Here is a 20051-nt window from a genome sequence, read left to right on the forward strand (position 1 = left end):
GCCAAAGCAGCTCCCGGCCAAAGTCGCTACGCCGACCGCTCTGTCGGGTGCGACCCGCACATGGACAGAAGTTGTTGATCCAGAATGCACGCATGGACCTAACACCCCCTGAAATCAGCTGCTTTCGTGGCACTCGCGTTCGGTGGGGGACTGGCAGGCCTGGCACAGTTCGTGCCGCCCCTGGAAAGTGATCACGCTTCCCCAGCCGTTGCACACCTCGCAGTCGGCAGCCAAAGCGGCGTTGGCGCGGGGGTTGGACTCGGGAGCGGCCATCGTTCCGTAGGTCATTGAGATTCTCCTGGCGTCGGGACTGTCCCGGTGATGCACCCCTTGGCTGCACAGTGCCCACTTTATTCCGTTTCGTGTCTGTTTACGCCCATTGATGCAGATTTTATGACCGTTTTGCCTGTAGTGGCAGCCGGACTCGCCTACGGCCAGGGGATCGATCCCTGAAGTGGTGCCGTGGCGGGGTGGCCGGCCGACGGTCGAGGGGGCATGGCAAGTAGGGTCGTGCCACTCTCGCGCCAGAACGGACGGGGACTCACGGGGAACCGAGGTACACAGAGGTGAGTCCCGGCGGGCTCTGCCCAAGCTAGGAAATCCACAGTTCACACCCGTGATCACCCAACCTTGCCCCTAAGGCGGGGCTCTAACGTCTGGGGCCGCACCCAACACCGTTCGGGGCCGTCTCCGGGCCGTCCGAGGGTGCTCAACGACGACCAACGCTGACAACCATCGACAGCTAAGTCGCAGGTCGCAGCGTTGATCGATTACATGGCCGCAGGTCAGAACCCGGGCCCTTCACTTCTTCGGCTACTGAGAATCCCGCAGGTCAGCGCCCTATGAGGCCCCTGCCGGGATCGCGGTCGAGTCACGCAACGGTGTGGTGACACGGCCCCGGTCACAGGAACCGGAGCAGCACCACCAGGGCAATCGGCGCGGGGAGCACGGCTCGTACCACGCGCCACCGGACGTCCTCGCGCACGACGAGTGCCAGGAACGCGAGTGCGTACGGCGCCGCCAGCGGAATCACCGAGATCAGGCCTACGGCCGGCGATACGTGATGACCGAGGACCAGGATCGCCCGCAGGGCGACCCACCCGGCCGTCCCGGCCGTGAGTACCTGAACGGTGAGCAACCGGCGCCGAGCGCGGTCCGTGGTCGCGGGGCACTCGGCGATCGTTTCGTGGACGATCATGACGCCCGTCCACGTGAAGAGCGCCGCGACAGCCAGGATCATGAGCAGCCCGATGGCACCGAGCCCGCCGTCCCCGAGGATCGAGTCCGGGTGCCAGAAGATCTCGATGAAGATCCAGACGGGAACGCTCAGAACGGTGCCCGCAGCCCAGGTGGAGACGATCTCCTTGCCCAGACGATCCGACCACCACGCCCGCAGGGCCCGCCCCCACAGCAAGATCTTGCGCAGACTCCCGCCCATACCCCCGCCCTCCGCCGACCGCTCGGCATCCTAGGCCGACCCCCGAAGCATCGTCGGGTCGGGTCGTCTCGGGGCCGTCGAAGGGCGCTCAACGACGACCAACGCCGACCACCGGCGACAGCCAAGTCGCAGGTCGCAGCGTTGATCGATTATGTGGCAGCAGGTCAGAGGCCCGGCCCTGCACTTCTTCGGTCGGGCGTTGAGCGCTTTACGCGGCGGCGCGGCCCCGTGCGAACACCTTCGCCGTTTCGGTCACCCGGCGGCCCAGGTGCTCGGCCGTGGCAACGTCGGCCTTGTGCACGCCCTCCGGGCCCTCGTCCACGTTGGTCTGGGCGGCCGCGCCCGCGAAGACGCCGAGGCGGTTGAGGTCGTGCTCGGAGCCCTCGCTGTTGTTCCAGCCGGGGTGCAGGCCGAGGTTGACCCAGTTCATGCCGTGCTGGGCGGCGAGGATCTGGAAGAACTGCAGGGTGTGCAGCTTGTCGCCGCTCTTGGAGCCGGAGTTGGTGAAGCCGGCCGCCAGCTTGTCCTTCCAGTCCTGGCCGAACCAGCGCTTGGAGGACGCCTCGGCGAAGACGTGGAAGGCGCCGGAAGCGGTGCCCATGTAGGTGGGCGAACCGAACACGATCACGTCGGAACGGTCCAGGGTCTCCCACTGCTCGTCGGTGATCTCGTCCACCTTGATCAGGTGCACCTCGGCACCCGCCTCCACGGCACCGGCGCGGACGGCCTCGGCGAGCACGGCGGTGTGGCCGTAGCCGGAGTGGTAAGCGATGGACACAACGGGGGTGGTCACGATGATTGCTCCTCTTAGGCAAGCCAAGCACTCGAACAGCCCGAACGGGCAGCTCATAAGTGGTAACCACAGGAAAGCACTAACTTCTAGAGAGTGCAACCTGGCGGTTAGCGCTGCGCTCGCGTACGCTTGCGGTATGACAGGCATGACCCAGGACCAGGACGACCTCGCGTACAACGTGTTCGCCAAGGCATGCCCGTCGCGCGGCACGCTGGAGCACGTCACGGGCCGCTGGGGCGGCCTGACGCTCGGCGCGCTGTACGAGGGCTCGCTGCGCTTCAACGAGCTGCGCCGCCGCGTCGACGGCGTGAGCGAGAAGATGCTGTCCCAGACCCTGCACGCGCTGGAGCGCGACGGCCTGGTGCACCGCGAGGCCCAGCCGACCAACCCGCCCCGCGTGGACTACTACCTGACGCCCCTGGGCCGCCGGGTCGCCGAGCGGCTGCTGGCCCTCATCCAGTGTGTGGAGGGCTCGATGGACGACGTCCTCGCGGCCCGCACGGCGTACGACACCCGGCAGCCGTCGTAGCCCGACCGGGGTTCAGTCCTCGTCGAGGTCCCCGGGCAGCGCCACGGGGACTCCGTTCAGCCCTTCCGCGGTGGCCGCTGGCACTTCGGACAGAAGTAGCTGGACCTGTTCATCCAGGCGCGGCGACGCATGGGGGTGCCGCACCGTTTGCAGGGCAGGCCTTCACGGCCGTACGCGTCCAGGGACCGGTCGAAGTAGCCCGACTCGCCGTTGACGTTGACATACAGGCTGTCGAAGCTGGTGCCGCCGACGGCGAGGGCCGCGTTCATCACGTCGCGGACGTGGCCGAGCAGTTCCGTCGTGACCGGGCGGGTGAAGTTGGCCGTGGGGCGCTCGTAGTGGATGCGGGTGCGCCACAGGGCCTCGTCCGCGTAGATGTTGCCGACCCCGCTGATCAGCGACTGGTCCAGCAGGGCCCGCTTGATGGTGGTCCGCTTGCGCCGCAGGGCCAGATGGAAGGCCTCGTCGTCGAACAGCGGGTCGAGGGGGTCGCGGGCGATGTGCGCGATGACGTCGGGCAGGCCCTCGGGGGTGTTGTCGTGCAGCGAGAGGCCGCCGAAGGTGCGCTGGTCCACGAAGCGCAGCTCGGTGCCCAGGGAGTCGGCGAAGCGGACACGGATGCGCAGATGCTTCTCGTCCGGTGACTCGTGCGGCTGCACCAGCAGCTGGCCGCTCATGCCGAGGTGGGCCAGGACGGACTGGTTCGTCTCCTCCAGCGGCAGCCAGAGGTACTTGCCGCGTCGGCTGGGGGTGCCGATGTGGTGGCCCTTGAGGCGGTGCGCGAAGTCGTCGGCGCCCGCGATGTGCCGGCGCACGGCGCGCGGGTGCAGCACCTCGACGTCGGCGACGGTGCGATGGGCGACCCACCGCGCAAGACCCCGCCGGACGACCTCGACCTCGGGCAACTCGGGCATCTGGACCCCCCGTACAGACCGGTGGATGAACCGAGCGCCCGCCCGGAGACAGGCTTCGGACGGGCGCTCGGTGTTGTGCTCTGGTAGGTCAGGCGGTGGCGGACGACGTGTCGTCCTTCGCAGCCTCCTTGGCACGCTCGTCCGCCGCGGCCCGGATGGACCGCCAGGCGGACTCGGCGGCCTGCTGCTCCGCCTCCTTCTTGCTGCGGCCGGTGCCGGTGCCGTACGAGACGCCTCCGACGCGGGCGGCAGCAGTGAAGGTCTTCTCGTGGTCGGGGCCGGTCTCCGTGACCAGGTACTCGGGCACGCCGAGCCCCTCGATCGCGGTGAGCTCCTGGAGACTGGTCTTCCAGTCCAGGCCGGCTCCGAGGTTCGAGGACTTCTCGATCAGCGGGTCGAAGAGCCGGTGCACCAGCTCGGACGCCGCGTCGAGGCCCTGATCGAGATAGACCGCGCCGATCACCGCTTCAAGGGTGTCGGCAAGGATGGACGCCTTGTCCCGGCCGCCCGTGCCCTCTTCACCCCGGCCGAGCCGGATGAAGGCGCCCAGGTCGAGGCCGCGGCCCACTTCCGCCAGCGCACGAGAGTTGACCACCGCGGCCCGCAACTTGGCCAGCTGGCCTTCGGGCAGGTCCGGGTGGGTGCGGTACAGCGTGTCCGTGACGACGAGGCCGAGCACGGAGTCCCCGAGGAACTCCAGCCGCTCGTTCGTCGGCAGACCGCCGTTCTCGTACGCGTAGGAACGGTGGGTCAGCGCACGCACCAGAAGGGCGGACTCGAGCTGGTAGCCGAGCCGCCCTTCCAGAAGCGTGTGGGACGAGGCCATGTTGTCCGCCTTCTTCTTGGCGGGTGCGTCCGCCTTGGCGTCTTCCGCCTTCTTGGGACTGGACACAGTGCCTCTCACCAGCCCGCTCAGACTTCGAGGACCTGGCGCTTGTTGTAGGTGCCGCAAGACGGGCACGCAATGTGCTGCTGCTTGGGCTCGTGGCAGCGCTCGCACGCAACCAGGGTGGGGACCGCAGCCTTCCACTGCGACCGGCGGTGGCGCGTGTTGCTGCGCGACATCTTCCGCTTCGGAACAGCCACGGCTACTTCTCCTGCTTCTCGTCGACGCCCGCTTCCGCGTCAGCGCCGCTCATCTCGTCCTTCTCGCCGTCCATCGTGGAACCGGCGAGTCCCTGCAAAGCCGCCCAACGGATGTCGACGGCGGCGTGATGGTGGTCCGGGTCGTCCACGAGCCGCACTCCACACTCGGAGCACAGACCGGGGCAGTCGTCCTGGCACACCGGCTGCATCGGCAGTGCGAGCACCACCGCATCGCGCAGCAGAGGTTCGAGGTCGAAAAGTCCGTCCTCGAGGAAAAACCTGTCCTCGTCGTCCTCGGCGTCGTCGCCCGGTTCCGCGATCACACGGCCCCGGTCGTCGGCGTCAGGGTACGAGAACAGCTCCTGGAAGTCCGCTTCGAGCTCCAGCTCGATCGGCTCCAGACACCTTACGCACTCCCCCTCGGCCTGTGCACGGGCGGTGCCTGTGACGAGCACCCCTTCCATGACCGACTCGAGTCGGAGTTCGAGCTCCAGCGGGGCGCCTACCGGCACTCCGATGACTCCCTGGATACCGAGATCCACGGGAGCGTCGATCTCGCGGGTCAGGCGCTGCAGCGCGCCAGGACGCCGACCCAGCTCGTGCGTGTCGAACACGAGGGGGTTGCGGTGGTCGAGGCGGGCGTTGGAAGCCATTCCTGCTTTCGATCTTCGAACTCGGAGGGACACCGCCCGTCGGTGCTCCCGGGCAGCGTTGATCGCGGACGTACGCGCGACCGAAGAGCCAGGATACTGGACCTTTCGCTCAGGGCCCAATCCGGTGCCTGGCCGCGGCCCATCCGGACAGGTTCTACAGGCCCCGGCCCTGCTCGTAGGCGCGCAGCTGCTCCGCACTGATCATGCTCGTGTCGAAGAGGCTCGTCTCGTCGAGAGCGTAGCCCTGCTGCGACTGGGGCTGCTGCTGGGGCTGCTGGGGCTCGTAGGCGGCCTGCTGGGTGTCGTAGCCCTGGTAGGCGGCGTAGGGATCGGCCTGCTGGTACCCGTACGGGTCCTGCTGGGCGTAGTCGGGCTGCTGCGGGAAGCCCGCGTACGGGTCCGGCTGCTGCTGGTAGCCGTAGGCCGGCTGCGGCTCGTACGACGGCTGCGGCGGCTGAGCCGGCTGGGACTGGGCCGGGCGCTCGGCCGGGGTGTCGGCGAGGGCCGCGAGGTCGGCGAGGTAGTCGGCGTCGCTGGAGTGCTGGAAGGTCGTGGTGTCGTCGGCGAGCGCGCCGAGGTCGTCCGTGGCGATCCGGCCGTGCAGCTTCTGCCGGCCGCGGCCGACGGCCTCCAGGGTCTTGGCGAGGACCGCCTCGAAGGCGCCCAGCTTGGCGTCGACGTAGGCGTCCGCGTTGTGGCGCAGGGTCTCGGGGTCCTGGCTGCGCTCGGGGGCGTCCTCGTCCTCGTAGCCGTTCTCGTCCAGGCCGGGCCCGGTGCCGAGCAGCTTCTCGCGGCCGCGGCCGACCGAGCCGAGGGTCTTGGTGAGGACGACCTCGAAGTTGGCGAGCTTGGAGTCGACGTAGTCGTCGGCCTCCGCGCGGACCTCCTCGGCCTCAGTGCGGGCCTCGGCGAGGATCCGGTCGGCCTCGGTCTGGGAGCGCCGGGCGATCTCGGTGTCGGAGATCAGCGAGCCGCGTTCGGCGTGCGCGTTCCCGATGATCCGCTCGGCCTCCTGGCGGGCCTGCTCGACCATCTGCTCGCGGTCGCCGATCAGCTCCTGCGCCTGTGCGAGGGAGCCGGGCAGGGCCTGGCGCACCTCTTCGAGCAACGCGAGCAGCTCGGCGCGGTTGACCACGCACGACGCCGACATGGGCATGGACCGGGCGCCGGAGACCGTGGAGACGATCTCGTCGAGCTTCTTCTGGACGTCCACCTGTGCTCGCCACTCTCTACAGCTGTGTTGGAGACGGACGGGACGACTGTAGCCCGTTCAGTCCTTGCGCAGACGAGCGTTGAGGGCCTCGAGGACGGGGGGTGGCACCAGGTGGGAGACGTCGCCGCCCCAGGCCGCGACCTCCTTGACGAGCGAGGAGGACAGGAAGCTGTAGGTCGGGTTGGTCGGCACGAACAGCGTCTCGACTCCCGTGAGGCCGATGTTCATCTGGGCCATCTGGAGCTCGTAGTCGAAGTCGCTGACCGCGCGCAGGCCCTTGACGATGGCCGGGATGTCGCGCTGCTTGCAGTAGTCGACGAGGAGGCCGTGGAATGACTCGACGATCACGTTGCCGTACTCGGCGGTGACCTCGCGGATCAGCTCGATCCGCTCGTCGATCTCGAACAGGCCCTTCTTGGACTTGTTGATCATCACCGCGACGTAGACCTCGTCATACAGACGGGAAGCGCGGGCGATGATGTCGAGGTGTCCGTTGGTGATCGGGTCGAACGACCCGGGACAGACGGCGCGGCGCACTTGTGATCCCTCGCTCTCCGGTCCGGTCATCGTGCGTCTTCGCACGTAGAGGCGGCGCGACCGTACCAAAACGTTCCCTCGCCGTAACGACGGGACCGGAGGGCCTCGAAACCGTCCGGCCAGTGGAATTCACCGCCTCTGGTGCTGCGCTCCACGGTGACGAGCGCTTGCTCAGCGAGCCAGCCCTCCGAGCGGATTGTGAGCAGAATCTCCCGAAGATCGTCGTCCCCGACGGCGTACGGGGGGTCCAGGAAGACGAGGTCGTACGGCTCTGCCGGGGGTGCCGTTCTGATGATCTGTTCCGCTTTGCCTGCCCTTACCTCTGCGCCGGGAAGGCCCAGGTTCTTCACGTTCTCGCGGACGATCTTCGCTGCGCGGGCGTCCGCCTCGACCAGGAGGGTGTGGCTCGCGCCCCGGGACAGCGCCTCCAGGCCCACGGCGCCGGAGCCGGCGTAGAGGTCGAGGACCCGTTCGCCGTCCAGGGGGCCGCCGAGGAGGGATTGCCAGGTGGAGAAGAGGCCCTCGCGTGCGCGGTCTGATGTCGGCCGGGTGCCTGTCCCTGGCGGGACGGCCAGGCGGCGTCCGCCGGCTGCGCCGGCGATCACGCGGGTCATTGGGGGTCCTTCTTTGTGGGCTTCTTTACGGTTCAGTCTGGCAGGCGAAAGTGGGTGGGGCCTTGTCGCCGTCGGACACTGACGGTCCGTGGGGACCTAGCCCTTTTCCAGGTACTGCTCTCTCTCCTCGTCCAGGAGGGCGTCCAGGGCCGTGCGCAGGGCGGGAAGGTGGGTCAGCTCCGGGTCTGACGTGACGACCGCCGCTGCCTCCTCCCGCGCCTCGGCGATGACCTCCTCGTCCTCGATGACCGCCAGGACGCGGAGGCTGGTGCGGGCGCCGGACTGGGCCTGGCCGAGGACGTCGCCCTCGCGGCGCTGTTCCAGGTCGATGCGGGAGAGTTCGAAGCCGTCGAGGGTGGAGGCCACGGCGTTCAGCCGCTGGCGGGCGGCGCTGGCCTCGGGCATCTCGGTGACCAGCAGGCACAGGCCGGGGGCCGAGCCACGGCCCACGCGGCCGCGGAGCTGGTGCAGCTGGGAGACGCCGAAGCGGTCGGCGTCCATGATCACCATGGCGGTGGCGTTGGGGACGTTCACGCCGACCTCGATGACCGTGGTGGCGACCAGGACGTCGGTCTCGCCGGCGGCGAAGCGGCGCATGACCGCGTCCTTGTCGTCGGGGTGCATACGGCCGTGGAGGACCTCGACCGCGAGGCCCTGGAGGGGGCCCTTGGCCAGGTGGTCGGCCACGTCGAGGACCGCCAGGGGCGGGCGCTTCTCGGCCTCGTCCTCCGGGGACTTCTTCGCCTTCTTCGGGTCGGCCTCGTCGATGTCGTCGCCGATCCGGGGGCAGACGACGTACGCCTGATGGCCGTTCTCCACCTCCTCGCGCACCCGCTCCCAGGCCCGGGCCAGGAAGTGCGGCTTGTCGGCGGCGGGGACCACGTGGGTGGCGATCGGGGAACGGCCGGCCGGGAGCTGGTCCAGGACGGAGGTCTCCAGGTCGCCGAAGACGGTCATCGCGACCGTGCGCGGGATGGGGGTGGCCGTCATGACCAGCAGGTGCGGGGGCTGCTTGCCCTTGCCGCGCAGGGCGTCGCGCTGTTCCACGCCGAAGCGGTGCTGTTCGTCGACGACGACCAGGCCGAGGTCGTGGAACTGCACCTTGTCCTCGATCAGCGCGTGCGTTCCGATCACGATCCCGGCGTCCGCGGTGACGAGATCGAGCAGCGCCTGACGGCGGGCGGCGGCACCCATGGAGCCGGTGAGCAGCACGATCTTGGTGGCGTGCTCGGCGCCGCCCAGCATGCCGCCCTCGGCCAGCTCGCCCATCATCTCGACGACCGACCGGTGGTGCTGCTGGGCGAGCACCTCGGTGGGCGCGAGCATGGCGGCCTGGCCGCCCGCGTCGACGACGGCGAGCATGGCGCGGAGCGCCACCAGGGTCTTTCCGGAGCCGACTTCCCCCTGGAGCAGCCGGTGCATCGGATGCTCCGTCGCCAGGTCGTCGAAGATCTCCTTGGAGACCTTCTGCTGGCCCTCGGTGAGGGTGAAGGGCAGGCGGTCGTCGAAGGCCGTGAGGATGCCGTCGGGCTTCGGTCTGCGTGGCACGGCCGGGAGTTGGGCGTCGGCGTGGCGGCGGCGGGCCAGGGCGACCTGGAGGACGAAGGCCTCGTCCCACTTCAGGCGGGCGCGGGCATCGGCGATGTCGGCCTTGGTGTGCGGGCGGTGGATCTTGAGCAGGGCCTCGGGGAGGGTGACCAGGCCCCGGCCCTCCCGGAGGGAGGGCGGCAGTGGGTCGAGGGCCTCCTGGGCACTGGGCAGCACCGTCTGGACGGCCTTGCCGATCTTCCAGGACTCCAGCTTGGCGGTGGCCGGGTAGATGGGGATCAGGGCACCGGCCCAGGTCTCGACGGTCTCGTCGCCGTCGCCGCGCAGCAACTCGTAGGCGGGGTGGGCGAGTTGGAGACGGCGGTTGAAGACGGAGACCTTGCCGGCGAACATCGCGCGGGTGCCCGGCAGCAGCTCCTTGTGGGGCTTGTGAACGCCGTTGCCGAAGAAGACCAGTTGGAGCCGGCCGCTGCCGTCCGTGATGGTGACCTCCAGGCGCTGCCCCTTGCCGCGCGGGGCCTTGGCGGAGGCGAAGGTGTGCAGGCGGGCGTCGGCGACCTGGGCGACCACCGTGACGTGTTCGTCCATGGGGAGGTCGGCGAGGTGCGTGAGCTGACCGCGCTCCTCGTATCTGCGCGGGTAGTGGTGCAGCAGGTCGCCGACGGTCTGCAGGCCGAGGTGCTCGGCCATCACCTTCGCGGTGGCGGGGCCGAGCACCTTCTTCAGTGGTTCTTCCAGTGCGGGCACGAGATCCATTGCACACCACGGCACCGACATTGCCGAAGAGGTGCCCCCTCGGGTCCGCGCCCTCGTGCCGTATATGTGCTCGGAAGCGCTGGTCAGGGGTGCTGTTCCGGGCCTAGGATGGCGCGCTCCGGCCATCCCCCGCGGTCACCGCCCCATCCGGGACCGCCCGACCCCGCGCCGAACCCAGGCTCCCCCCACCGGCGCTGCGACGATGGACTCCCAGACCCCACAGTCATCCCAGGCATCCCAGTCACCTCACACGTTCCAGGTCGACCTGCGTGGTCTGGTGGACCTGCTCTCCCATCACCTCTACTCCAGCCCCAAGGTCTACCTGCGCGAGCTGCTGCAGAACGCGGTGGACGCGATCACCGCCCGCCGGGCCGAGGATCCGGGTGCCCCGGCCCGGGTGCGCCTGCACGCCGCGGACGGCGCCCTGCGGGTGGAGGACAGCGGCATCGGGCTCACCGAGTCGGACGTGCACAGCCTGCTGGCGACGATCGGCCGCAGTTCCAAGCGGGCGGACGGCCTGCAGGAGGCCCGGTCCGACTTCCTCGGCCAGTTCGGCATCGGCCTGCTGGCCTGTTTCGTGGTCGCCGAACGGATCCGGGTGGTCAGCCGCAGCGCCCGTACGCCCGAGGCCCCGCCCGTGGAGTGGACGGCCCGCGACGACGGCTCGTACACCGTGCGGACGCTGCCCGACGCCGAGCGGCCCGAGCCGGGCACCACCGTGCACCTGGTGGCCCGGGCCGGCGCGGCCGAGTGGCTGGCGCCCGAGCGGGTCCGCGCCCTGGCCCGGGACTTCGGCTCGCTGCTGCCGTACGACGTCCGGGTGGGCGAGGAGGCGGTCACGGACCTCCCGGCGCCCTGGGACCGCGCCTGTCCGAGTCCCGCGACACGAAGGGTGGCGCTGGCCCGGCACTGCCACGAACTCTTCGGTTTCACCCCGCTGGACTCGATCGATCTGGACGTGCCGCTGGCCGGGATCCGCGGCGTGGCGTACGTGCTGCCGTCGGCGGTCAGCCCGGCCCAGCGGGCCACGCACCGCGTGCACCTGAAGGGCATGCTGCTGACCGAGCGGGCCGAACAGCTGCTGCCTGACTGGGCGTTCTTCGTGCGCTGCGTCCTGGACACCGACAGCCTGCGGCCCACGGCCTCGCGCGAGTCGCTGTACGAGGACGAGACCCTGGCCGCGGTACGGGAGGCGCTCGGCGAGCGGATCCGGTCCTGGCTCACCGGGCTCGCGGCGGGCGATCCGGAACGGCTGGCCGCGTTCCTCGCCGTGCACCACCTGGGTGTGAAGTCGCTGGCCCGGCACGACGGCGACATGCTGCGCACGATGCTGCCGTGGCTGCCGTTCGAGACGACCGACGGGCAGCTGTCCCTGGAGGAGTTCGCGGGGCGGCACCCGGTGGTGCACTTCACGCGGACGGTCGAGGAGTACCGGCAGGTGGCGCCGATCGCCTCGGCACAGGGCGTCGGGGTGGTCAACGGCGGTTACACGTACGACAGCGAACTCGTCGAGGCGCTGCCGTCGGTGCGGCCGGGGACCGTGGTCGCCGAGCTGGACGCGGACACCGTGACCGCGCACCTGGACGCGGTGGACCCGGCCGAGGAGCTGGCGCTGTCCGGCTTCCTGGCGGCCGCGCGCGCGAAGCTCGACCCGCTGGGCTGTGACGTCGTGCTGCGCGCCTTCCACCCGCTGTCCGTGCCCGCGCTGCACCTGGACGACCGGGCCACCCGGCACGAGCAGGCGCGGGCCGAGGCCGAGGAACAGGCCGACGACCTGTGGGCGGGCATCCTGGGCTCGCTGCGCGGCAGCGCCCCCCGCGCGCGTCTGGTGCTCAACCATCTCAACCCGCTGATCCGCAGGATCAGTTCGCTGCGGGACCCGGAGCTGATCGGCACCGCCACCGAGTCGCTGTACGGGCAGGCGCTGCTGATGGCGCAGCGGCCGCTGAGGCCCGCCGACTCGGCGCTGCTCAACCGGGCGTTCATCGGCCTCCTGGAGTGGGCCACACACGGGGAGAAAGGTCGCTGATGGGTGAAGTCGACGGGAGCACGGACTTCGACGCGCTGCGTCGGGCGATGGCGGAGAACTCCGAGCAGCCGGAGGGTCCCGCGCGCAACGCGCGTGCGGAGCAGCTGCTCGCCGAGGCCGAGGGGCTGAACATCCCGCTCGCCGTGATCGAGGCGCTCGGGCACCAGCTGAAGGTCTACAACTACAGCTCCGAGAAGGACCGGATGTTCGTCCCGTTCGCGCGGCTGCTGCGCCTGTGGGACGAACGGCCGGAGGACTTCGACGAGTACGAGGCGCACTCGCTGCACTGGGTCTTCAAGTGGGTGTCGGCGGGCATGCTGGACCAGCCGCACATCCCGCTCGCCTCGATCGAGAAGTGGCTCGGCGAGATGGAGCACCGCTACCGGCTCGCCGGTCACTCCGAACGGGCGGTGCGCAGCGCCGAGTTCAGTGTCGCGGCGCACATAGGCGACCTGGAGCGCGCGGAGCGGGCGTACGGGGCCTGGCTGGCCGCGGACCGGGACCGGATGGCCGACTGCCACGCCTGCGAGCTGCACGGGCAGGGCACCTGGCAGGTCAGGCGCGGCCGGGACGAGGACGCGCTGGATCTGTGGCGGCCGGTGCTGGAGGGCGAGTACAGCTGCGCCCACGAGCCGCACACGGTCCTCGCCTCCTCGCTGACTCCCCTGCTGCGCCTGGGCCGCCCGGACGAGGCCCGCGCCCACCATCTGCGGGGCTTCCGCCTCGTACGCCCCATGGAGAGCATGCGGGGCGCCTACGCGGACCACGTGGAGTTCTGCGCGCTCACCGGCAACGAGGCGCGCGGTCTGGAGCTGCTCGCGCAGCGGCCGGCGTACTTCACGGACACCGGGCAGCCGCGCAGCCGGCTGGACTTCATGGCCGTGGTGACGCTGCTGACGGACCGGCTGACCGAGCTGGGGCTCGGCGAGCGGCAGGTGCCGGGACCCGCCGGACGGTCCTGGACGGCGCGGGAACTGGCCGCCCATGCGCGCGCGGAGGCGCTGGAACTGGCCGGGCAGTTCGACCGGCGCAACGGCACGTCGTACGTCGGCGACCGCGTCCGCGCGCGCATGGCCCAGCGCCCGCTGATGGACCGGCTGCCGCTGGGCGTGCGCACGGTGCGCTCCACGCCGCAGCCCGTGGTCCCGCCCCCGGCACCCGAGGCGCCCGAGTCGGCCGATCAGCCGGACCTGTCCGCCCTGCTCACCGAGGCACGCCGGCTGTCGGACACCCTGCAGCCGCACGCCCTGGAGGCCTGGGCGGCGGTCGCACGGGCCGCCGAGGGGACCGAGCTGGACGCCCGCGACCGCGCGGAGATCACCGACCACGAGGCGATGGCCCGGGGCCCCGAGGGCATCGGCCTGTTCGAACAGGCCGCCGCGCTGTACGCGGAGGCGGGCGACCCCGGGGAGGCCCTGGCGGCACGCGCGCGCGGGGCGTACGTCCGCGCGCTGACGGGCGAGGTGGACGAGGCCCTGACGACGGTCGCCGCGCTGTACGACGAGGCCCTCGCGCTGTACGCCGAGGACGCCACCGGGGTGCGGCAGACGGCGTCGGTGGTGATGAGCCGGGCGCGGATCCTGATGCGGGGGGTGCACGAGGGCACCGAGGGCGCGGCGGGCCGGGAGGTGCGGGCGGCGGCCGAGCGGGCCGTGCTCGAGGTGCTGGCGCTCGTCGACGGGCGGGCGGGCGACGACGTGCGCCTGGCCGCACGGGCCGCCGAGGCGCGGGCGATGCTCGCCGAGCTGGCAGGGGAGAACGGGGACGTCGAGCGGACGGCGGACCTGTTCCGGCAGGCCGCCGCCGGGTACGTGGGCGCCGGGCTGCCCTGGTTCGCGGTGGAGTACGAGGTGCAGATCGCGGCGCTGGCGCATCAGCTCGGCGATGCGGCCGAGGCCGAGCGGGCACTGCGGGCCGCCCTGGAGCACGGTGGGCCGTACGTGGAGCCCGTCGGGCGGGCCCAGCTGCATCTCCAGCTCGCCGAGGTGCTCGGCCTCCGGGACGAGGTCGTGGAGGCGGCGGAGCACGCCCTGGAGGCCGCGCACTGGGCCGACGAGGCGGGCGAGAGCGCCACGCTGGGCACCTGGGCGCGGCACCAGCTGGGCGGCTTCCTGCTGCGCCAGGGGCGGTGCGCGGAGGCCGCCGAGGTGCTGGAGTCGGCGCTGCCCGACCTGTCCGCCGAGACGCACGGCGACGGGGCCGTCGTACAGGCGCAGTGGTGGCTCGGGGACTGCCTGAGCGAGCTGGGCGAGCACCGGGAGGCGGCCGAACGCCGGCTGCAGGCCGCCGAGATCGCCCGGCACTGGCCCGAGCAGCAGGACCACGCCACGCTCGCCCATCTCGCCGCGGAGTCCCTGAGCAACGCCGGCCTGCTGGAGGAGGCCGATCAGGCCTACGCGCGCGCGGGCGAGCTGTGGCGCTCGCTCGGCAACCCGCACTTTCTCGTCCGCTCGCTGCGCGCCCGCGGCTGGCTGGCGCTGCGCGGGGAGGCCGGAGCGGAGGGCGCGCGGGAGCTGATGACGGAGGCGGTGCGCGCGTGCGAGCGTGCGTGGGAGGCCGCGGCGGACCCGGTGGCCCGGGAGCAGCTCGCCGCGGAACTCGGCAACACCCACCGCCAGTTCGGCGATCTGCTGGCTCGCTCGGCGGCCGAGGAGGACGAAGCGGGGGCCGGGGTGATCCAGGGCGCGTACGAGGCCGCGGTGACCCGGATGGACCGCGCGGCCGCGATGTTCGGCACGCTCGGCACGGAGGGGCTGCACGGCCGTACCGGTGCCGAGCTCGCCGCGGGCTGGCTGGAGGCCGAGCTCGGCCGCCCCGCCGAGGCGGTGGCACGCGCGCGTGGCGTGCTCGCGGCCTACGAAGGTGCCGACGGCACGGACGAGACCGTGCAGGAGCGGCGGGCGGAGGCGACGCAGATGCTCCGGCTGGACCGGGCCGGGGAATGACCCGGACCCGCTTCACTCCACGCCGATGAGCAGCAGTGCCCCCTGCCGGCCGCCGCGGTACACCACCGTGTCCACGGCGAGGTAGGACTCGCGGACGCGTGCCTCCAGGCGGTCGGCGACGCTCTCGGGCGCCTCGTCCCCCACCACGAGGGTGACCAGCTCGCCGCCGGCCTGGAGCATGCGGTCCAGGAGGGTTTCGGCGGTGGCGGTGACGTCCGGCCCGATCACCGCCACGTCCCCGTCGATCAGGCCCAGGACGTCCCCGGCCTGGCAGATGCCGGCCGTCGTCCAGGACTGCCGTTCCGCGACGACGACCTCGGCGTACCGGGTGGCGCCCGCCGCCGAGGTCATCTGGACGACGTCCTCGTCGAACCGGCGCTCCGGCTCGTGCACGGCGAGCGCGGCGATGCCCTGCACGGCCGAGCGGGTCGGGATCAGAGCGACCCGGATGCCCTCGGTGCGGGCCTGCTCGGCGGCCGCGGCGGCCGTGTGGCGCAGCTCGGCGTCGTTGGGCAGCAGCACGACCTCGCGCGCGTGGGCCCGCCGTACGGCCTGCACCAGCTCCCCGCTGGCGGGCGGCTCCCCGGGGCGCGCGAGGACGGCGGTCGCGCCGGCCTCGGTGTACAGCCCCGCCAGGCCCTCGCCGGGCACGACGGCGACGACCGCCCGCTGGGCGCGCTCCCGCGGCGGCCGCTCACCGCCGGTGTGCACGTCGCCGAGCCCGAAGTGCGTGATCCGGATCCGGTACGGCCGCCCGGCCTCGACGCCGGCCTCCACGGCGGCGCCCGCGTCGTCGACGTGCACGTGGACGTTCCACAGCCCGTCGCCGCCGACCACGACCAGGGAGTCCCCGAGGGTGTCGAGCCGCTCCCGCAGCCGGGCCACGGCCTCGTCGCCGGCCTCCAGGAGGTAGATCACTTCGTAGGCCGGTCCGCCGTCCTCGGCGCCCTCGGCGCACAGGTCCGCCTCGGAAACGGCCTCCACGCGCGCGGGTGCGACGGCCACGGACACGGGGACGGCCTCAGGTTCCTTCGGGGCCTCGCGCACCGCCTCCCCCGTGCACGCCTCCACCAGCGCCCCCAGCACGGCCACCAGCCCTCGGCCGCCCGCGTCGACCACACCGGCCCGCTCCAGCACGGCCAGCTGCCCCGGAGTCGCCGCCAAGGCCGCCCTCGCACCCTCGTAGGCGGCCCACGCGACCGTCCCGCAGTCGCCCTCGGCTCCCTCGGCGGCGTCCGCCGCGGCCGAGGCGACCGTCAGCACCGTGCCCTCGACCGGGTGGGCCACGGCCTCGCGGGCGGAGTCGGCGGCCTGTCGCAGGGCCAGCCGCAGCCCCGCGCCGTCGGTGCGGGACCCGTCACCGGTCTCCGCCTCGGCGAGGACCTGGGCCATGCCGCGCAGCAGCTGGGCGAGGATCGTCCCGGAGTTGCCCCGGGCCCCGATGAGCGCACCGTGGGCCATCGCGTGCACGGCGTCCGCGAGCGAGGGCTCCTGCGCCCCCGTCCCGTACCCGGCGAACACGGCCTCCACGGCGGTCGCCGCCGACTCCAGGGTCAGGTAGAGGTTGGTCCCGGTGTCCCCGTCGGCCACGGGATAGACGTTGATCGCGTCGATCTCCTCGCGCGCCCGTCCCAGCGCCCCCAGCGCCAGACCGCACCAGGTGCGCACCGCGAGAGCATCGAAGAATGTCTGCGGCACCTGCGCCACCTGCGCCTCCCTGACTGGCTGGACGTGGACGCAGCGTAGACCCCGGAGTGGTGTGCTCCGGAAGAGGGCCGGGAGCGGGCCCCTGATCAGCCATGGTAGTTTCGTTGTGCTGGCGCAGTCGTTGTATGCTGCTCCGGTTGCCCGATCCACATCGGGCCGTTCCCCTGGCAACGCCACTCAGATCTCTGATCCTGCGATCTCGATCCCGGCAAGCCGGGATTATCCGTAAGTGCATCTGAAGTCTTTGGAGTGACCCGTGGCTGCCAACTGCGACGTCTGCGGCAAGGGGCCGGGCTTCGGCAACAACATCTCGTTTTCGCACCGCCGTACGTCCCGTCGCTGGAACCCGAACATCCAGCGTGTGCGTACCGTGGTCGGCGGGACGCCGAAGCGCGTGAACGCTTGCACCTCGTGCATCAAGGCCGGCAAGGTCTCGCGCTGACGCTAGAGCTGAGCGCGCGGCCACTGCTTGGTTCGCTGCACAGAGCCGGTCCACCTGCGGGTGGACCGGCTCTTTGCCGTACCCGCGCCCGGTTCAGTGTCCGAACGGTTCAGTTCCTGAACCGCCACCCGTGATCCACCGGCCCGATCCCCGCCCCCAGCGCGAACCCGGCGGCGATCGCCCCGGTGACGTACTCCTTGGCCGCCGTGACCGCCTCCGGCACGGCCAGCCCCTTCGCCAGCCCCGAAGCGACCGCCGAGGCGAGCGTGCAGCCCGTACCGTGCGTGTGCCGGTTGTCGTGGCGGGGCGCCCGCAGCCAGTGCTCCGCGGAACCGTCCGTCAGCAGGTCCAGGGCGTCACCGGACAGATGCCCGCCCTTGATCAGCGCCCACCGCGGCCCGTACTCCAGCACGGCTGCCGCGGCCCGTCGTAGATCGTCCTCGGACTCGACGTGGACCCCCGTGAGTTGGGCCACTTCGTCGAGGTTCGGCGTCGCCACGGTCGCCACCGGCAGGAGCTTCGTGCGGACCGAGTCCAGCGCGGAGGCCGCCAGCAGCGGGTCGCCGTGCTTGGAGACGCCCACCGGGTCCACCACGGCCGGCGCGTCCGTGCCGGAGATCAATTCGGCGACCGCCTCGACCAGTTCGGCCGAGGCCAGCATCCCGGTCTTCACGGCCTGTACGCCGATGTCGTCCACGACACTGCGGTACTGGGCCCGCACGGCCTCCACCGGCAGCTCCCAGGCGCCCTGGACGCCCAGGGAGTTCTGCGCGGTCACGGCCGTGATCACGCTCATCCCGTGCACGCCGAGCGCCAGCATCGTCTTCAGGTCGGCCTGGATGCCCGCGCCGCCGCCGGAGTCGGAGCCGGCCACCGTGAGAACCCGGGGAATCATGACTCTATGTCCCCGAAGTGGTCCCAGCCGCCCTTGCTGGTCCAGGGTGCCCCGTCGACCGTCACCTGGGGCAGCGCCGAGGGGTTGAGGACCTCGCCGATGACCTTCCAGCGGGCCGGCAGCTTGGCGTCCGGCGGGAAGGTCGCCACGATCGCGTGGTCCTCTCCCCCGGTCAGCACCCACTGCAGCGGGTCCACGCCCACGGCCTGCCCGATGTCGTTCATCTGCGTGGGGATGTCGATGGCGCCGGAGCGGATGTCGATACGGACCTTGCTGGCCTCGGCGATGTGCCCGAGGTCGGCGATCAGTCCGTCGCTCACGTCGCACATCGCGGTCGCGCCGAGCGCGGCGGCGGCCGGGCCCGCGTGGTACGGCGGCTCGGGGCGCCGGTGGGCCTCGACGAAGGCGCGCGGGGAGCGGAAGCCGCGGGAGAGCACCGCGTAGCCGGCCGCGGACCAGCCCAGCCATCCCGTGACGGCCACGAGGTCGCCGGGCTGGGCTCCCGCGCGGGTCACCGGCTCCTGGTTGCGCAGATCGCCGAGCGCGGTGATCGACACCATGATCGTGTCCCCGCGCACGACGTCCCCGCCGACCACGGAGGCGCCCGCGACCTGGCACTCGTCGCGCAGGCCGTCCATCATCTCGCTGGGCCAGGTGACCGGGAGTTCGGCCGGGACGACCAGGCCGAGCAGCAACGCGGTCGGTACGGCGCCCATCGCGGCGATGTCCGCGAGGTTCTGCGCCGCCGCCTTGCGGCCGACGTCGTAGGCCGTGGACCAGTCGCGGCGGAAGTGCCGCCCCTCCAGCAGGATGTCGGTGCTCGCCACCACCCGGCGGTCGGGCGCGGCGACCACCGCGGCGTCGTCGCCGGGGCCGATCCGGACCGCCGGGGTGGTGGTGAGACGGGAGGTGAGCTCCCTGATGAGCCCGAACTCCCCCAGCTCACCGACAGTGCCCTTCATGACCCTTGCTCCCCTTCTGTCCCTTGCCATGTGCCCGGTCGCGCGTCATCAGTGTCCCCGATACGGTCGAGGTGACCGTCAACTTCTGTCGTGCCTGCACCCTGGCGCGCAAGCCCGGTTCCCGCAGGTCTCCCCGCGGGGAGCGGCGACGCGATACCGTGGCGTTCCTTTTCCCCACATGATCCTCGTGGCCGCTCTGGAGGTTCCGTGGTACAGGCGTACATCCTGATCCAGACGGAGGTCGGCAAGGCGTCGACCGTCGCCGAGACGATCAGCAAGATCCCTGGAGTGATCCAGGCCGAGGACGTGACGGGTCCGTACGACGTCATCGTGCGCGCCCAGGCCGACACCGTCGACGACCTCGGTCGCATGGTGGTCGCGAAGGTCCAGCAAGTGGACGGCATCACCCGCACCCTGACCTGCCCGGTCGTCCATCTGTAGCCCCCGTCTACGCTTGGCCGGTGAACATCTTCCGTCACCGGCCCCTCGGCCTGCTCGCGCCCGTGCTGCTGATCGCGGTCGCGGGCTGCTCAAGCGCAGACGACAGCGCCACGGTGGCGGTTCCCAGACCCGACGCGAAGACGGCGAAGGTGTGCCGGGATCTGCACCGGATGCTGCCCGAGAAGCTGGACGGACGGGGACGTCACGACCCCGAGCCCCGGTCCGCCTACACGGCGGGCTGGGGAAGCCCGGCGATCATACTGCGCTGCGGTGTCGCACGGCCGCCGAAGATGGTCGACCCGAAGGTGGCCGAGGGCGGGGACCGGGACGCCGTGGCAGGCGGGGTCGACGGCGTCGACTGGCTGATGGAGAAACAGAGCGACGGCACCTGGCGGTTCACCACGGCCAACCGCGCGGCCTATGTGCAGGTGAGCCTGCCCGAGGGGATGTCCGGGCCGGACGGCACTCCGGTGCTCACCGGACTCGCGTCGGTCGTGAAGAAGGCGATCCCCGAGGGGATCGCCTCCATGCGATGACAGCGGTGGTGCG

20 protein-coding genes are annotated in these 20051 nt (G+C 71.4%); 6 read left to right on the forward strand and 14 right to left on the reverse strand.

What is annotated here, in order from left to right; genetic code table 11:
• Positions 1-114: 114 nt before the first annotated feature.
• From ACIRVH_RS31805 to ACIRVH_RS31815, 3 genes are all read right to left on the reverse strand, one after another.
• Positions 115-288, reverse strand: coding sequence for a hypothetical protein (locus ACIRVH_RS31805; protein ID WP_403960318.1), 174 nt, complete (start codon positions 286-288; stop codon positions 115-117).
• Positions 289-901: 613 nt separating this feature from the next.
• Positions 902-1438: a hypothetical protein gene (locus ACIRVH_RS31810; RefSeq protein ID WP_403960321.1), complete on the reverse strand. Its 537-nt coding sequence runs from the start codon at positions 1436-1438 to the stop codon at positions 902-904.
• 208 nt (positions 1439-1646) lie between these two features.
• Complete coding sequence (locus tag ACIRVH_RS31815; protein WP_403960324.1) at positions 1647-2231, reverse strand: flavodoxin family protein; 585 nt, start codon at positions 2229-2231, stop codon at positions 1647-1649.
• A gap of 136 nt (positions 2232-2367) precedes the next feature.
• On the opposite strand from ACIRVH_RS31815, the gene ACIRVH_RS31820 reads away from it, so the two are divergent.
• Positions 2368-2760 carry a winged helix-turn-helix transcriptional regulator gene (locus ACIRVH_RS31820; RefSeq protein WP_403960327.1) on the forward strand — a complete coding sequence of 131 codons (393 nt, stop codon included), beginning with the start codon at positions 2368-2370 and terminating at the stop codon, positions 2758-2760.
• Positions 2761-2816: 56 nt separating this feature from the next.
• Here ACIRVH_RS31820 and mutM read toward each other — a convergent pair whose 3' ends face one another.
• From mutM to recG, 8 genes are all read right to left on the reverse strand, one after another.
• Entirely contained in the window at positions 2817-3674 is an 858-nt protein-coding gene (gene mutM / locus ACIRVH_RS31825; protein WP_403960330.1) for a bifunctional DNA-formamidopyrimidine glycosylase/DNA-(apurinic or apyrimidinic site) lyase, read from the reverse strand.
• Between the two features lie 88 nt (positions 3675-3762).
• Complete coding sequence (gene rnc, locus ACIRVH_RS31830; RefSeq protein WP_403960333.1) at positions 3763-4578, reverse strand: ribonuclease III; 816 nt, start codon at positions 4576-4578, stop codon at positions 3763-3765.
• 8 nt (positions 4579-4586) lie between these two features.
• A complete protein-coding gene (gene rpmF, locus ACIRVH_RS31835; RefSeq protein WP_003951102.1) occupies positions 4587-4760 on the reverse strand; it encodes a 50S ribosomal protein L32 in 174 nt (57 codons plus the stop codon).
• Positions 4761-4762: 2 nt separating this feature from the next.
• Entirely contained in the window at positions 4763-5413 is a 651-nt protein-coding gene (locus ACIRVH_RS31840) for a YceD family protein (RefSeq protein ID WP_403960336.1), read from the reverse strand.
• 154 nt (positions 5414-5567) lie between these two features.
• Positions 5568-6626, reverse strand: coding sequence for an ATP synthase F0 subunit B (locus ACIRVH_RS31845; protein ID WP_403960337.1), 1059 nt, complete (start codon positions 6624-6626; stop codon positions 5568-5570).
• 57 nt (positions 6627-6683) lie between these two features.
• Complete coding sequence (coaD, locus tag ACIRVH_RS31850; protein WP_186581722.1) at positions 6684-7163, reverse strand: pantetheine-phosphate adenylyltransferase; 480 nt, start codon at positions 7161-7163, stop codon at positions 6684-6686.
• Positions 7164-7189: 26 nt separating this feature from the next.
• Positions 7190-7777 carry a 16S rRNA (guanine(966)-N(2))-methyltransferase RsmD gene (rsmD, locus tag ACIRVH_RS31855; protein ID WP_403960340.1) on the reverse strand — a complete coding sequence of 196 codons (588 nt, stop codon included), beginning with the start codon at positions 7775-7777 and terminating at the stop codon, positions 7190-7192.
• A gap of 96 nt (positions 7778-7873) precedes the next feature.
• Positions 7874-10081 carry an ATP-dependent DNA helicase RecG gene (gene recG, locus ACIRVH_RS31860; protein WP_403960343.1) on the reverse strand — a complete coding sequence of 736 codons (2208 nt, stop codon included), beginning with the start codon at positions 10079-10081 and terminating at the stop codon, positions 7874-7876.
• 202 nt (positions 10082-10283) lie between these two features.
• On the opposite strand from recG, the gene ACIRVH_RS31865 reads away from it, so the two are divergent.
• Positions 10284-12110, forward strand: coding sequence for an HSP90 family protein (locus tag ACIRVH_RS31865; RefSeq protein WP_403960346.1), 1827 nt, complete (start codon positions 10284-10286; stop codon positions 12108-12110).
• On the forward strand, positions 12110-15055 hold the full coding sequence (locus tag ACIRVH_RS31870) for a tetratricopeptide repeat protein (RefSeq protein ID WP_403960348.1): 2946 nt from the start codon (positions 12110-12112) through the stop codon (positions 15053-15055). Before ACIRVH_RS31865 ends, ACIRVH_RS31870 begins: the two co-directional genes overlap by 1 nt.
• A gap of 12 nt (positions 15056-15067) precedes the next feature.
• Here ACIRVH_RS31870 and ACIRVH_RS31875 read toward each other — a convergent pair whose 3' ends face one another.
• On the reverse strand, positions 15068-16762 hold the full coding sequence (locus ACIRVH_RS31875) for a DAK2 domain-containing protein (RefSeq protein WP_403960351.1): 1695 nt from the start codon (positions 16760-16762) through the stop codon (positions 15068-15070).
• 256 nt (positions 16763-17018) lie between these two features.
• Here ACIRVH_RS31875 and rpmB point away from each other — a divergent pair, with 256 nt between their 5' ends.
• On the forward strand, positions 17019-17204 hold the full coding sequence (gene rpmB / locus ACIRVH_RS31880) for a 50S ribosomal protein L28 (protein WP_009190838.1): 186 nt from the start codon (positions 17019-17021) through the stop codon (positions 17202-17204).
• 109 nt (positions 17205-17313) lie between these two features.
• On the opposite strand, the gene thiD is transcribed toward rpmB, so the two are convergent.
• Together thiD and ACIRVH_RS31890 are read right to left on the reverse strand one after the other, a co-directional pair.
• Positions 17314-18099 (reverse strand): bifunctional hydroxymethylpyrimidine kinase/phosphomethylpyrimidine kinase, encoded by a 786-nt coding sequence (gene thiD, locus ACIRVH_RS31885; RefSeq protein WP_403960353.1) that lies wholly within the window; start codon positions 18097-18099, stop codon positions 17314-17316.
• A complete protein-coding gene (locus ACIRVH_RS31890) occupies positions 18096-19061 on the reverse strand; it encodes a thiamine-phosphate kinase (RefSeq protein WP_403960355.1) in 966 nt (321 codons plus the stop codon). The genes thiD and ACIRVH_RS31890 overlap by 4 nt, the downstream gene beginning before the upstream one ends.
• Before the next feature lie 207 nt (positions 19062-19268).
• Here ACIRVH_RS31890 and ACIRVH_RS31895 point away from each other — a divergent pair, with 207 nt between their 5' ends.
• Together ACIRVH_RS31895 and ACIRVH_RS31900 are read left to right on the forward strand one after the other, a co-directional pair.
• On the forward strand, positions 19269-19502 hold the full coding sequence (locus tag ACIRVH_RS31895) for an Lrp/AsnC family transcriptional regulator (RefSeq protein WP_003997603.1): 234 nt from the start codon (positions 19269-19271) through the stop codon (positions 19500-19502).
• Positions 19503-19522: 20 nt separating this feature from the next.
• Positions 19523-20038: a DUF3515 domain-containing protein gene (locus ACIRVH_RS31900; RefSeq protein WP_403960358.1), complete on the forward strand. Its 516-nt coding sequence runs from the start codon at positions 19523-19525 to the stop codon at positions 20036-20038.
• Positions 20039-20051 lie beyond the last annotated feature (13 nt).

The organism is Streptomyces sp. NPDC101165 (genome assembly GCF_044768135.1).
In the GTDB taxonomy this organism is placed as follows: domain Bacteria; phylum Actinomycetota; class Actinomycetes; order Streptomycetales; family Streptomycetaceae; genus Streptomyces.